Origin of the sequence: Vibrio navarrensis (genome assembly GCF_000764325.1) — a bacterium.
Lineage (GTDB): Bacteria > Pseudomonadota > Gammaproteobacteria > Enterobacterales > Vibrionaceae > Vibrio > Vibrio navarrensis.
In genome coordinates this window covers 2,797,324-2,811,698 of sequence record NZ_JMCG01000001.1, presented here as the reverse complement: position 1 = coordinate 2,811,698, position 14,375 = coordinate 2,797,324, and the positions used below count along the sequence as shown (strand labels likewise).

Here is a 14,375-nt window from a genome sequence, read left to right as displayed (position 1 = left end):
AGTTCGAAACGCCATTTTTGTACAAAATTGCTCTGGATGATATCACCGCGGGTAAATTGGTTTGATTCTCCGTACTTCGGATATTTATTAGTCATATAGTTGGCTTGGTATTAAATGATTAGCAGTAAATATGGCTTTCTGGCATAGCTTAAGATAGAATCCGCCGCTTTGTTGATAACTATTCACTAAACAAATGATCGATTTCGCTATATTGCCTGTTTACCTGACGGCGGTCATTGCTCTGCTACTGCTGCCTGGCCCCGACATGTTGTTGATCGCCAGCTCAAGTATGAGCTACGGGAAAAGAGTGGGCCTTTTTGCCAGCTTGGGAAATGCGACCTCTGGCATGATTCTCACTCTGCTTGCGGCGATGGGCGTGTCGGCTTTAATCGCCATGAGTCCACTTGCTTTAAAAGCGCTGCATCTGCTCGGTGGTGCCTATTTGCTGAAAATGGGTTGGGATTGCCTCACAAGCATGCCTGCGCAGGCACCGGAAAACTACGACGCCAAAGCGATGGCGGCCACTTATTATCAGCGCGCTTTAATGAGTAATTTACTCAACCCGAAAGCGCTCGTTTTCTTTGTGATGTTTTTGCCACAGTTTGTGTCGGCCAACATCAGCGCCAGCTCTGGTGAGCAGATGCTGGCTCTGGGGCTGCTGCTCAATTTACTGGGGTTACTGTTCAATCTTGGCTTGGTGGTATTAGCCGGAACGCTGGGTAAGCGTTTTCTGGAAAGCGATACCGTTCGCCTCTATCAACACAAGCTCATGGGGCTGGTATTTGTTTTCTTATCTCTTTGGATGTTATCCAATTTCAACTCGTGATAGGGTTAAGCCTCATTTCTAAAGCCAGCGACTGCTGGCTTTTTCTTAGCCAGAGGAGCACGTCACCATGACGATGACAACGGAATTCACTTTTGATCTCCAGCCGGACGATTTTGAAACGATTCGTAGCGGCATTCGTGCCTATAACTTGCAGCATTTACCTTCAGGTGAAGTGACCCGAATTGGCTGCTTTGTGCGCGATGAAGAGGGCAAAATGGTCGGCGGTTTGACAGGTAACCTATTTGCTAACACCGTCTTTGTTGAATTTCTCTGGCTGGATGAAAACCATCGTAAGGGCGGTCTTGGCACGCAACTGATGCAACGTTTAGAAGCGGAAGTCAAACCCAAAGGGGTAACTGATCTTTATCTCGACACCTTCAGTTTTCAAGCTCTGGGTTTTTACCTCAAACTGGGTTTTGAAAAAGTGGGTGAATATCGCGGATTTCCAGCAGAAGGCATTAGTAAGTATTTTCTGCAAAAACGTATTTAACGTGAACACGGGAATGGTTAACACGCCAAGCTTCTGCTTGGCGTGAAACAATCAGGTTACAGGCTTGCTTGATGAGCGTTGATCAGGGCGTTCATCTTCTCTTCGGTATGACGCTGCGCTGTGGCGTAATCCATTTCAGCCGGGAAATCCCCAATCACTTCGTAATAGCACTTCAGCTTTGGTTCCGTGCCTGAAGGGCGGACAATCACCCGCGATTGATCTTGCAGATGATAGATAAGTACATCACTGGCAGGCAGATTGATTGCCTCTGTGATGCCACCCGAGACAAAACGCAAAGATGCTTTGAGATCTTCAATCACGACGACCTTCTGCCCGCCAATCGTTTTGGGCGGTAGTGCTCTTAGCTTGTCGCCAATCGGCGGTGAATCGGGAGAGAGGGCGATACTGTGCTGCGCATTGTAATAGAAACCATGTTGACGATAGAGGCTTTCCAACTTATCCCAGATGGTCATGTGTTGTGCGCTTAATCTGGCGGTGAGCTGGGCAAACGCCACCAGCGCAGACAAGCCGTCTTTATCCCAAACCTTGTTGCCGATTGTGTATCCTAGCGCTTCTTCATAAGCAAAAAGAAACTGTTGGTTTTCGCTTTGCAGATTCATCGCTACGTTAGTCAGCCATTTGAAACCGGTGAGTGTTTGGTAGTAGCTCGCGCCATACTGTTTGGCGATGGCAGACAACAGGCGAGACGACACTATGGTATTGCCGACCAATTGTTTACTCGCATCGCAGCGGCTAAGCAGATAGTCCGCAAACAACGCGCCGACTTGGTCGCCACTGAGCATCTGGTAGCGACCATCACTTCGTCTTGCGGCAACGGCAAAACGGTCTGCGTCTGGATCGTTGGCGCACGCAATCTCGGCATTGACCGATGTGGCTAATTCGATCACCCGATCCATCGCTCCAGCCTCTTCTGGGTTGGGGAAGTTTACCGTCGGGAATGTGCCGTCTGGTTCACGTTGCTCGGCAACGCTGTGGACCTCGGTAAATCCTGCGTCTCGAAGCAGCGTTTCGGCCATATCAGCGCCCACACCGTGCATAGCGGTGTAAGCCAGCACGAGATTATTGGGCGCGTTTTTCTCCAGCAGCGGATGGTTATTCATGGTTTCACGGTAGCTTTGGTAATACTCTTCTGTCAGCCATATCAATGAACCATTTTGTTCAGCTTGTTCCAGCGCTTGGTAAGGGATCGGGCGCGCTGCGGCGAGGTCGATTTGCGTGGCAATGCCTGCATCATGTGGGGGAATGATTTGTGCGCCGTTTTCCCAATATACTTTGAAGCCATTGTATTCAGGTGGGTTGTGGCTCGCTGTCACCACCACGGCCGCCGCCGCGTGGAAATGTTTTACTCCATAGGCGACCACCGGAGTCGGGGCGACTTTATACGTGAGGTAGACTCTAAACCCCAGCGCACTCAACACCGCCGCGGTATCGTGGGCAAATTGTTTCGAATCGGTGCGGCCATCATAGCCGATCACCACGCCGCGCGATTGTGCGTTGTCGATGGTTTGCATCAGGTAGTGACCAAGTCCCGCGGCCGTTTCTTGGATGACTAAGCGGTTCATACGATTTGGCCCAGCGCCGACTTTGCCACGTAGGCCAGCGGTGCCAAATTCGAGTCGACCGCGAAAGCGATCGGCCAGTTCTTCATCTCGGTGATTATCAATGAGGGTTTGTAACTCGGCTTTACTGATTGGATCAGGATCTCGGGCTAGCCATGCAGCGATCTCTGTGTTCATTGTTTTCTTCCTTATGCATCTTGCTTGGAATTAATCTAAATGATAACAACTATCATTTCTTTGAAGCCAATCGTTTAGTTGTGAACAAAAAAAACGTGTTGCTGTAAAGATAGTCAATTTCTGCCAAAGCTTCTGCTATGGAAGTGAAATCAAGGGGATATCAGCAATCTGCATCAAGAAATGCGAAGGGGGTAGAGAAAAAAACAAGAGGAGCGATTCGCTCCCCTTGGACTATTGAGGCTCAGTGCGCCTTAATTTGTTTTTTTAAGCTCTTGATACTCAAAGCTTGGAATCGTGACTTCTACACGGCGGTTTTGCGCGCGCCCTTCGGCCGTGTCGTTTGAAGCAATAGGGCTTGACTCACCCGCACCGACTATGGTCAGTTGCTCTGCTTTCACGCCACCCTGGATGAGATAATCTGCCACCGCTTGAGCGCGTTTCTCCGAAATGCGTTGGTTAACTGTCTCTGAACCGGTTGAGTCGGTGTGACCGACAATTTCCGCGTTCGCGGTTGGGTAAGCAAGTAACACTTCCAAAAGAGGATCTAACGATTTTTTGCCACCAGCAGAAAGTGTGGAACTTCCGGTTGCAAACAGCTCTTGGTTGTACTTCTGATTAGTGAATTTAGTCACCCACTCCGGTTTTGGCTCAGGCTTCACTTCTTCTGGCTGAGTTTGAGCAACGGGCTCAGCAGCGGCAGGTTGCTCTTGTTCGACAGGGCGTGGTTCTACCACAGGTTCGCTGGCGGCAGCGGGCGCTGCACTTGATTGGCCAAACAGGTAAGTGACACCCAAACTGAACACGTTAGTGTCCATGTCTTGTACGATATCGTCACTCATATCTTGAAAGCGTTGATATTCAGCGCGTGCTTTTAGCGTTTCTGACAACTGGTATTCAAGACCCAGTGAGCCTGTGGCAACAATGTCATTCTCATCACCAAAGCGCATGTAGGCTGCACCTAGTTTAGCAAAAGCATCGAGCTTCTCATTGACAGGCAAGTTGAGCTTTGGCGCAACAGAAATTGCCGATAGACGGTCTTTGACATAGCGCCAATCTGAAAACGTGGTTTCAAATTTACCCAACATATCAATGCCCACTTCGGCAGCGATGTTGTCGGTAAAGTTGTAGCCAGAGTAAGCCCCTAAACCAAAGGATTTGTAATCACAAGGGCTGGATGCGTAGCAGGCATCCTCAAGAGCAACGTAGCCAAGTTTACCACCCACGTATACATCAGAGAGGGCGGCTGTAGCGGTAGCTGAGAAAAAACCACTGCTAGCTAGCACGGCGGAAATAGTGATAGCTAATTTTTTCATAATTATTCCTTCTGTTCTTAGGCTAAGACGGTATGGGAACTTGATTAACTTGTCATTAAACGTGATGACAACGTGGTCAACGCAAGAGAGTCAAGTCCCTTCATTCTAGTGACAAAATGTTGCAAACCCCATGCGAGAATGTGAAATTATGTGATATGTCTCATATATAGGACGAATAGGAATCTTTGTTTTGTCTCTCTTGATCATTGCATAGGAGTGTACTCCAAGAGGGTGTAATTAAATATTTACAATCAATGTAAAACGTAAAATTATTGAAAAGTTTGCCTTTTGCTAAAAAAAATGATTGCAGTCTCCGTTTTAAGCCGATAAGTTACCCCCATACCCAGAAAAAACGGGCTGTGCAGAGGATCCGTTCCTTCTGCGATTTCAGCCAGAAAAGAGTGAATAGGAAGAAGTACGCAATGTTTCAAACTGATGATGTAAGAATAAATCGAGTCAAAGAACTGTTACCACCTGTGGCGGTTTTAGAGAAGTATCCGGCCACTGAAACCGCGTCTTCGACCACTTTTGAATCTCGCAATGCGATTCACAATATTTTGAACGGTGAGGATGATCGTCTGCTGGTGATTGTTGGCCCATGTTCGATTCACGATCCTGTCGCCGCAGTGGAATATGGCAAAAAACTCAAAGCACTGCGTGATGAGCTGAGTGATAAACTGGAAATCGTGATGCGTGTCTATTTTGAAAAGCCACGCACGACGGTGGGCTGGAAAGGGCTTATCAACGACCCATACCTAAATGATACGTACAAGCTGAATGATGGCCTGCGCATGGGGCGTAAGCTGTTGTTGGATCTTACGGACATGGGACTACCTACAGCCAGCGAGTTCCTAGACATGATCACCCCGCAATACGTCGCTGATTTGATCAGTTGGGGCGCGATTGGTGCGCGTACCACAGAATCTCAGGTGCACCGCGAGTTGGCATCAGGTCTCTCTTGCCCGGTTGGTTTTAAAAATGGCACCGACGGCAATATCAAAATTGCCAGTGATGCGATTCGCTCTGCGAGTGCTTCGCACCATTTTCTTTCGGTCACTAAATACGGCCATTCTGCGATTGTTGAAACGGCGGGTAACCCAGATTGCCACATCATTTTACGCGGTGGTAAAGAGCCAAACTACAGTGCATCACACGTTGCTGCGGTGAAAGAGGAACTGGCCGCTGCTGGTCTTCCACAAAAAGTGATGATTGACTTCAGTCACGCAAACAGCTCGAAGCAGTTTAAGCGTCAAATGCTGGTGGCCGATGATGTGTCTGAGCAGCTTGCCAGTGGCGAAGATGCGATCTTCGGCGTGATGATCGAGTCACACCTCGTTGAAGGACGTCAAGATCTGGTGGATGGTAAAGCACCGACTTACGGTCAGTCCATTACCGATGCGTGTATCGGCTGGCAAGATACCGAAAACGTTCTTCGTCAGTTGGCTGATGCCGTGGTCGCACGCCGCGCCAAGTAAGTCATTAACCGCTAAGTGGTATTAAAAAGGCCTGCAATCGCAGGCCTTTAAGATCTCAGGTTATCGATCAATCACGCTCTTTTGCCGGAATGTAACCGTACTCTTGAATAATCGCTTGGCCTCGTTCGGACTTGATAAAGCGGATAAACTCTTTCGCCGATTGATCTAAGTTGTCACTTTTGTACACAATCAAAAATGGCCGCGACAAGAGATAGCGGTTAGTCGCGATGCTTTTCGCATTCGCCTCAACACCATCAATAGTAATGGCTTTTACCGAGCGATCCACTGACCCTAAAGAGACGAAACCGATAGCTTGTGGGTTGTGGTTGACGATGGTTTTCACCATGCTGTTGCTGTTCACAACCAGATTACTGGTGCTGATATCGGAGACTAAACGATCTTTAATGATTTTAGTCAGGCCGAGAAGGCTCTCGAAGCTGTAGCGTGAACCGGACGACGCTTCACGGGTGACTGCGGCAATTCGTTTATCTTCACCGCCCACTTGTTTCCAGTTGGTCAGCTTACCTTGATAAATATCGAAGATTTGTTGCTGTGTTAGGTTATTAATTGGATTGGAGATATTGACGACCAGCGCCAAACCGTCATAAGCAATCAGATCGACATTTAGATCTTCACCTTTCTCCATTTCAGTAAGGTAGCGTGAGCTCATACCCAGTTTCACCACCCCTTTATTGACCATGGTGATGCCCGCTGTGGAGCCGATGCCTTGTACGGCAACAAAGGTTTCAGTATGAGTTTTGTTAAATTCTTCAGCCAACACATCCATCACGCGTGCGACAGAGGTTGAACCTGAAATATTGAGCTCTTTGGCGTAAGCGGATGGAAAGGATAGGGCAAAAGCCAAAAAGGTAGAGACCGCTAAGCGAATCATAAGGTACTCCAATATAAGCGTATTTTAGCCGCCTATGATATTTCGTTCAGGTTACACTTTTGTGAAAGGGCTGGCATATCCTGCGAAAGCATGGTCACAGACTGGTTTTCTGGTGAGATAAGCGTAGAGTTTGCGTATACTCATTACTCGTATTGGGCGCGGGAGAAAACCATGTCAGTCACGCAAATAGCCACCAATCGTCTCTATAAAGAAGTTGAAGAGTTGTGTACCAAGCGCAACACCAATGTGCCAGTGGAGCTTGGCAAATGTCTCTATGTGCCTCTTGAAACTGGGGTTGAGCTGCACAAAGCGAGCTATCTTCTAGACTCCCGACACAGTGAGTACACCTCTCCTGTAGCCCAGATTCTTTTTGATGAAGGGCAGCAGCACTGGCTGTTTTTTATCGCTCGATTCGATGGCGAAAACTACTATTGGGAACCGTATGCGACTTTAACACAAAGTGCGCATCTTGAGGATATTCTCCATGAGATAGAGCACGATCCGGCTGGCTGCTTTTGGTAATCCCTTTCCAACTCTCCCATTAATCACGATTTCCCAGAAACCTTGGCACGAAATTCTTTAGGTGTCATGTGCTGAAGCGCTTTAAAGGCGGTGCTGAAATGGGCGGCGCTTTTAAAGCCTGATTCCGTTGCAATCTCATTGATGGATTTGTGGCTGTTGCGCAGTTGGTTGGTCGCATAACTAATACGTTTGATTTTCAGCAGTTGTGAAAAAGACATCTCTTCTGCGGCTAAGCGGCGCTTTAATGTCGCGATAGACATGCCCATATGTTGTGCCAGCGATTCTAACGAGATCTCGTGATCGATGTTCTCTTCGATATAGCAGATGATCTTTTGTGTTTCACTAAACTGAGTCGCCGCGAAGATAGACCCGAGTAATTGAGGCTGAGCTTCAACCATCAAACTCAAGAGTGCCAGCGCCATATGTTCTTGAGCCAGTTGAGGGCTTTTGCGCGATACGGACTCGATTAGCAGTTGTTTCAACTGTTGGAGAGCTGGAGTGGTTGCGCCAAACTTCGTCAGAAATTCAGCTTGGCTGGTGGTTGCACTAGCGAGTGGATAGCTATTGCGAAATTTTTGCAGCAGGGCTGGGGTGAAAATCAGTACGACAGCGGAAAAGCCTTGCTCTCCGGGCAGTGCCAACGCTTCTTTAAATTGGTCAGAGTGATAAAAGGCAAACTCGCCTTCCCCCAGTAAACACGCTTCTCCAGCTTGTGGATGAAGCTGCAATTTCCCTTTCTCGACACAAAACAGACCGTTTTGCGCTGTAGGGTAGCGCTCTTGCTTGCGCGGCGCGAAGTGAGTAAAGGTCAGAAGCTCTATTGCTGGCATAAAATCGAAATCGCTGTTTGGTCGTTGATCACTGAATGGACAGCTAGAGTCGTGCCCTTCAATCGTTTTTTCTTTTCGAGATGATTTTACTGGGATTGTGGAAAATAAAAAGCGCCCAAATTGAGCGCTTGTTATCATTTATTCGCCTTGTATTGCTTCAGCGACTGGCAATTCGGCAAACACGGCAGTTGGTCTGGCGACCAAACTGCGGTTTTCTTGGTTGACTTCGGTAAGAACCACTTCCAACACATCGCCCAGTTTGTAAACCAGCTCTTTATCGATGGAGATTGTTCCCGCATCACCATTGCACTCAATGCGGTCTTTATTGTCGACAATCAGAGCACCAGGAATGAAGGCGGCCGCGCCATTCTCTAGCAAACGAACACGCATGCCCGCGCGGTTGATGTCAAAGATTTCCCCATGGAAGCGAGTTTCTTTCGCTGGCTCGTCGGCCAAGGTGCGCGCGTAGAGCCAATCCGCGACATTGCGCTCAGCAATCTTGTGATGTTTACGATGCAGAGCCAACTCATCACCGACGGTATCATCAGGTTTTTGTACTGGCTCTTTATTAAGGATCAGTGCTTTAAGCATACGGTGGTTGATCATATCGCCATACTTACGGATCGGAGAGGTCCAAGTCGCGTAAATATCTAGCCCCATTGCGTAGTGAGGCAGTGGTTGGTTGCTCACTTCACTGTAGGTTTGGAACTTGCGAATACGGTTGTCGAGGTAAGTGCTCTCTTGCTGACACAGCCAGCGACGTAGTGCAGCAAAGCCTTGCAGGGTGGCTAACGATTCACTGGTGAAAGGTAAGGTGCCGTCGGGATTAACCAGTTCAACCGCATCAGCCAATTTTTCTGCTTTGAAGCCAGAATGGCAGTTGAATACGCCTGTACCAAAGTGCGCTTGCAAAGTTCTACCTGCACAGATGTTGGCGGTGATCATCGACTCTTCAACCAAACGGTTGGCGCTGCGGCGTGAGTCGGCATGAATCGCGATCACATCGTTATCTTCACTGAGTTCGAAGCGGTAATCCGGTCTGTCTGGGAAGACGACCGCGTGTTCTTCACGCCACTGTGCGCGTGCCAGCGAAAAATCGTACAAGTCGCGAACGATGGTTGCGATTTCTTCGCTTGGCTGCCATTTTTCCGATACGCCGTTTTCTAACCAATCAGAGACGTTGTCATAGGCCAGACGGGCATGCGATTTAATATTGGCAGCAAAGAAACGAATGTCATCGCCGATCACGCCATCTTTCGACACGGTAACCGTGCAGCAAAGGGCAGGGCGAATTTCACCTTCGATCAACGAACATAGCTCGTCGGCCAGATCGCGTGGCAACATCGGAATGTTGCGCCCAGGCAGATAAATGGTGAAGCCCCGTTCGCGCGCGACTTTGTCCATCTCATCGTCTGGTGTAATGTACGCAGTTGGGTCAGCGATTGCGATGGTCAGTTCAAAATCCCCTGCGGCGTTTTTCTTCGCATACAAGGCATCGTCCATATCTTTGGTCGACTCGCCATCAATCGTGACAAATGGCACGTGTGTCATGTCGATGCGTTGCAGATCCGCATCGTCTTTGATTTCCCAGTGTTCAATGCCCGCAGGCTCTGAATTTGGTAGATCATTTTCGGCCAACGTAACCCACCACGGGGCGATTTTGTCATTGGCATCGGTGATTTTTTCTGAGATTTCAACAAAGAAGCCGTTTTCATCTTTCAGAGGGTGACGTACAAGATGGGCAACCACCCAGTCACCTTCGGCGAAGTCATCACTTTTCAGCCCTTTTTTCACTTTGGCTTTCAGTGACATTTTTTTCAGCTGCGGATGATCAGGCGCGACGTTGAGCTTGCCCTTGAACATTTTGATGCGGCCAATAAAACGGTTGAGTGATTGTTCCACCAACTCTTGAGGCTCGGCGACTTCACGTTCGTTTTCCGTGCGGATGATGGCAATCACTTTGTCACCGTGCATACATTTTTTCATGTAAGCCGGCGGGATGAAGAAACTGGTTGTGCTGTCGACTTCGAGAAAACCGAAACCTTTTTCGGTTGCCTTGATGGTTCCCTCTTTCTTAGGCAGATTTTCTTGAATTTGCTGCTTAAGTTGGGCGAGTAGTGGATTATCTTGAAACATCTTTTCTTAGCTTATGTTTTGAATTGGGCACACTATAATCATTGCACGGCTTTATTACTACCAAAAACAGGCTATTTCACCGTCCATCATCTACAATTTGACCAATAAATGATTGAGCTCAGCCCTTGTATTTACTTGGACTGAAGGGATTAGGCGGTCCGATTCTACCACTGCTAAGAAATATTTGTGATGAAACTCAATTTTTTCTGGCTTTTTTTATGCTTTTAAGGAATAATCCGCGTCCCTTAAGTCGTCCCCAATGGCTTGTAGCGTTTTTGTACTGTGCTGTTTCCTGCAAAAGGAAGCTAAAACCGGATGAATCAGTATCGAATGAGAAGAGCTTGTGGGACCCATTTTTACATTTAATACAGTAGGATCCCCATGCAAGATTCTGTTATTCAATTCAGCGATTTAGAGCTGAATGATTCTATCCTTTCTGCTCTAGAAGGAATGGGCTTTGTTTCTCCAACACCAATCCAAGCAGCCGCTATCCCACATCTACTTCAGGGCGTAGATGCACTAGGTAAAGCACAAACAGGTACAGGTAAAACCGCTGCGTTTTCTCTTCCTCTGCTAAACAAACTGGACCTAGCACAACGTAAGCCACAAGCTATCGTGCTTGCACCAACTCGTGAGTTGGCTATCCAAGTTGCGGCAGAAATGAAAAACCTTGGCCAAAACATCAAGGGACTTAAAGTTCTCGAGATCTACGGTGGTGCATCTATCGTTGATCAAATGCGCGCACTGAAAAATGGTGCTCACGTTATCGTGGGTACACCAGGCCGTGTTCAAGACCTGATCAACCGTGAGCGTCTGGACCTCGGTGAAGTTCACACTTTCGTTCTTGACGAAGCAGACGAAATGCTAAACATGGGTTTCGTTGATGACGTGACCGAAATCATGGAACACGCGCCATCTTCTGCGCAGCGTGTCCTTTTCTCTGCAACCATGCCTCCAATGTTGAAAAACATTGTTGAGCGTTTCCTGCGTGAGCCGGTAACGGTTGACGTTGCGGGTAAAAACCACACGGTTGACAAAGTTGCTCAGCAGTTCTGGGTCGTAAAAGGCGTAGAGAAAGACGAAGCGATGTCTCGTCTGCTTGAAACTGAAGAGACCGATGCGTCGATCGTATTCGTTCGTACTCGTCAAGATACCGAGCGTCTGGCAGATTGGCTCAGTGCACGTGGCTTCAAAGCTGCGGCGTTGCACGGTGATATTCCTCAGTCTCTGCGTGAGCGCACTGTTGATCACATCAAACAAGGCGTGATCGATATCCTAGTTGCAACAGACGTTGTGGCACGTGGTCTTGATGTTCCACGTATTACGCACGTATTTAACTACGACATCCCGTTCGACGTGGAATCATACATCCACCGTATCGGCCGTACTGGCCGTGCTGGACGTCAAGGTAAAGCGATTCTTTTGGTTCGCACTAACCAGATCCGCATGCTACGCACCATCGAACGTGTGACGAAATCTTCTATGGAAGAGATCCAACTGCCACTGCGTGACCAAGTTGCAACGGCTCGCCTAAACAAACTAGCGGCTGAATTGGCAGCAGAAACTGAGCACAAAGCACTCGACAAGTTCGCTGAACTGGTTGAAAAGCTAGAAGAGACGCTAGAAATCGATTCTTCAGTACTGGCCGCGATTCTGCTGAAACGTCAGCAAGGTAAACGTCCGCTGTTCTACGTTGGTGAAGATCCAATGGTTGAAGCGGTTGAGCGCGAAAAACAACGCCGTAAAGATCGCCGCGAAGGTGGTCGTGAAGGCGGACGCGAAGGTCGTGAAGGCCGTCGTGAGAGCTTCAACAACCAAGATTGGGATACTTACCAGTTGCAAGTTGGTCGTGAGCAAGGCGTTCAGGTTAAAGACATCGTTGGCGCAATCGCAAACGAACTTGGCCTAGGCAAAGGTTCTATCGGTGCGATCAAGCTAGCGCAAGAGCACACCTTTGTTCAGCTACCAAAAGCGATGAGCACACAAGCGGCCAGCAAACTTCGTAAGCTGCGCATCCGCCAGAAAGAAGTCGGCGCGGTAGTGTGTGATTTCGAAGATTTCGGTGAGCCACGTGGCCGTCGTGAAGGTGGTCGCCGTGATGGCGGTGCACGCCGTGAAGGTGGCTACCGTGGTCAGCGCGAAGGCGGCCGTGAGGGTGGACGCGAAGGCGGTGCACGTCGCGAAGGTGGATTCCGTGCTAATCGTGAAGGTGAGCGTCGTTTTGACCGTAACCGTGGTGGTGATCACCGTGGTAACTATCGTGGCGAACGTGGCCATGGCCGCAGCAACAGCAGCCGTCGCGAAGAAGCATAAGATTGTAGAAAACCGGGTTTCGACCCGGTTTTTTTTCGTCTGTGGTTTTTCCGTTTGTAGTCGGCCACTTTGTCGGCAAGTTGCAGCACCGCCCCGAACCGCTTAGTGCATCAAGTGGCATTTCCTCTCTCTGTTTTTTCTGTCAATCAACTCATCTCTCGTGGCGATGCTACGTACTTCTGACGCTGCGTTTTATATTTTTCGTGCCCCTAATAAAATCAAAACCTGTTCAAGATCAACAAAAAATCAGCGTTTGAACCGTATGGGCTAAAAGATAGTTGAAAGATTAAAAAATTATTGAATAATGGCCTGTAGATTAAGAGAACCGCGCAAATGCGTTGTACCCAGCTCCGCTCCACAACAGGAAACAAACTCCATGTCTAATTCGTTCGTACTAGTGATCAACTCAGGTAGTTCCTCTCTCAAATTTGCCGTTATCGACTCGGTCAGTGGTGATGCGGTGTTAAGTGGGTTGGGTGAGTGCTTTGGCTTGGCCGACGCTCGCATGAGCTGGAAATACGCTGGCGAGAAAACGGAAATTGCCATTGAAGGGGAAGGAAACCACCATAAACTTGCTATTGGCAAGTTGGTTGGTTTGACTGAACAATTAGGTCTTACGCAAGATATCGTCGCCGTCGGCCACCGTATCGTCCATGGCGGTGAGAAGTTCACTAAGACAGTGCGTATCAACGAAGAAGTGACCGCTGAAATCGAAAAATTGGCCGATCTTGCGCCGTTGCACAATCCGGCGGGTGCGATTGGTATTCGTGCGGCGATGGAAGCTTTCCCAACCTTACCGCAATTTGCGGTGTTTGATACCGCGTTCCACCAAACCATGCCTAAACGTGCTTTCACTGGCGCGATTGCGAGCGAGCTGTATACTGACTTTGGGATCCGTCGTTACGGCTTCCACGGCACCAGCCACTATTTCGTTAGCCGTGAAGCGGCCAAGATGCTCAATAAACCGGTCGAAGCATCGAGTTTCATTTCTGTGCACCTTGGCAATGGTGCTTCTGTTTGCGCGATTAACAACGGAAAATCGGTGGATACCTCAATGGGCTTTACCCCATTGTCTGGTCTGATGATGGGCACACGCTGCGGCGATTTGGACCCTGGGATCATCGAATACCTGCTGAAGAAAGGCTGGTCGCAAGAGAAAGTGTTTAACTCACTCAACAAAGCGTCTGGCTTCTTGGGTGTGTCTGGCCTAACCAGCGACGCTCGTGGCATTTTAGAAGCGATGGAGCAGGGCCACGAAGGAGCCACATTGGCATTCCAAGTGTTTACCTACCGCGTGGCGAAGTACATTGCCTCTTATCTGGCAGCGCTTGATTCTTTTGATGGCATTATTTTCACTGGTGGCATTGGTGAAAACTCACTACCGATCCGCCGCGAGATTCTACAAAACCTCAAACTGCTTGGTTTTGTCGAAGATGAAAAAGGCAACGAAGAGGCTCGTTTTGGCAAGGCTGGCGTGATTGCCAAATCAGAATTACTCAACGCAGTAGCGTTGGTGGTGCCGACCAACGAAGAATTCGTGATTGCCCAGCAGTCGGTTGAACTGCTGTAATTAATAACAAAAACAGATAGTTAAAAGCGAGCTTGGTGCTCGCTTTTTTTTGCTCGTTATGTTGGATAGACCATTGCTAAGGATGTGCATGGCGACACACCGATTACTCACTACATCGACTTCTCAATTCATTTTTTGCCCCAAGTTAGTGGGGTTAGGGTTGGCTTGGTTATGCCCCAAAGTTTGTTACGTTCTTCTAACCAACCACATTATGGGGCATATGTTTGACCTACTTTTTTAATCAGTGTGCT

11 protein-coding genes are annotated in these 14,375 nt (G+C 48.5%); 6 read left to right on the top strand and 5 right to left on the bottom strand.

Annotated features, from left to right (window positions below):
- The first annotated feature begins 193 nt into the window (after positions 1-193).
- Complete coding sequence (locus EA26_RS12415) at positions 194-826, top strand: LysE family translocator (protein ID WP_039427881.1); 633 nt, start codon at positions 194-196, stop codon at positions 824-826.
- A gap of 67 nt (positions 827-893) precedes the next feature.
- Positions 894-1,316: a GNAT family N-acetyltransferase gene (locus EA26_RS12410; RefSeq protein WP_039427877.1), complete on the top strand. Its 423-nt coding sequence runs from the start codon at positions 894-896 to the stop codon at positions 1,314-1,316.
- Positions 1,317-1,372: 56 nt separating this feature from the next.
- On the opposite strand, the gene EA26_RS12405 is transcribed toward EA26_RS12410, so the two are convergent.
- Both EA26_RS12405 and EA26_RS12400 read right to left on the bottom strand, forming a co-directional pair.
- Positions 1,373-3,073: a phospho-sugar mutase gene (locus EA26_RS12405; protein WP_039427876.1), complete on the bottom strand. Its 1,701-nt coding sequence runs from the start codon at positions 3,071-3,073 to the stop codon at positions 1,373-1,375.
- A 251-nt stretch (positions 3,074-3,324) separates the two neighbouring features.
- Entirely contained in the window at positions 3,325-4,386 is a 1,062-nt protein-coding gene (locus EA26_RS12400; RefSeq protein WP_039427874.1) for an OmpA family protein, read from the bottom strand.
- 422 nt (positions 4,387-4,808) lie between these two features.
- On the opposite strand from EA26_RS12400, the gene aroG reads away from it, so the two are divergent.
- Positions 4,809-5,861, top strand: coding sequence for a 3-deoxy-7-phosphoheptulonate synthase AroG (gene aroG, locus EA26_RS12395; RefSeq protein WP_039427870.1), 1,053 nt, complete (start codon positions 4,809-4,811; stop codon positions 5,859-5,861).
- A gap of 67 nt (positions 5,862-5,928) precedes the next feature.
- Here the strand turns inward: aroG and EA26_RS12390 are convergent, their stop codons facing one another.
- Positions 5,929-6,753 (bottom strand): phosphate ABC transporter substrate-binding protein, encoded by an 825-nt coding sequence (locus EA26_RS12390; RefSeq protein ID WP_039427868.1) that lies wholly within the window; start codon positions 6,751-6,753, stop codon positions 5,929-5,931.
- A gap of 171 nt (positions 6,754-6,924) precedes the next feature.
- Here EA26_RS12390 and EA26_RS12385 point away from each other — a divergent pair, with 171 nt between their 5' ends.
- On the top strand, positions 6,925-7,275 hold the full coding sequence (locus EA26_RS12385) for a DUF3024 domain-containing protein (protein ID WP_039427864.1): 351 nt from the start codon (positions 6,925-6,927) through the stop codon (positions 7,273-7,275).
- A gap of 23 nt (positions 7,276-7,298) precedes the next feature.
- Here EA26_RS12385 and EA26_RS12380 read toward each other — a convergent pair whose 3' ends face one another.
- Positions 7,299-8,105 carry an AraC family transcriptional regulator gene (locus EA26_RS12380; protein WP_039429103.1) on the bottom strand — a complete coding sequence of 269 codons (807 nt, stop codon included), beginning with the start codon at positions 8,103-8,105 and terminating at the stop codon, positions 7,299-7,301.
- Between the two features lie 138 nt (positions 8,106-8,243).
- Positions 8,244-10,241, bottom strand: coding sequence for an exoribonuclease II (gene rnb / locus EA26_RS12375; RefSeq protein ID WP_039427862.1), 1,998 nt, complete (start codon positions 10,239-10,241; stop codon positions 8,244-8,246).
- 381 nt (positions 10,242-10,622) lie between these two features.
- On the opposite strand from rnb, the gene EA26_RS12370 reads away from it, so the two are divergent.
- Both EA26_RS12370 and EA26_RS12365 read left to right on the top strand, forming a co-directional pair.
- Positions 10,623-12,554 carry a DEAD/DEAH box helicase gene (locus EA26_RS12370; protein ID WP_039427860.1) on the top strand — a complete coding sequence of 644 codons (1,932 nt, stop codon included), beginning with the start codon at positions 10,623-10,625 and terminating at the stop codon, positions 12,552-12,554.
- 376 nt (positions 12,555-12,930) lie between these two features.
- On the top strand, positions 12,931-14,124 hold the full coding sequence (locus EA26_RS12365; protein WP_039427859.1) for an acetate/propionate family kinase: 1,194 nt from the start codon (positions 12,931-12,933) through the stop codon (positions 14,122-14,124).
- The last annotated feature ends 251 nt before the right edge of the window (positions 14,125-14,375 follow it).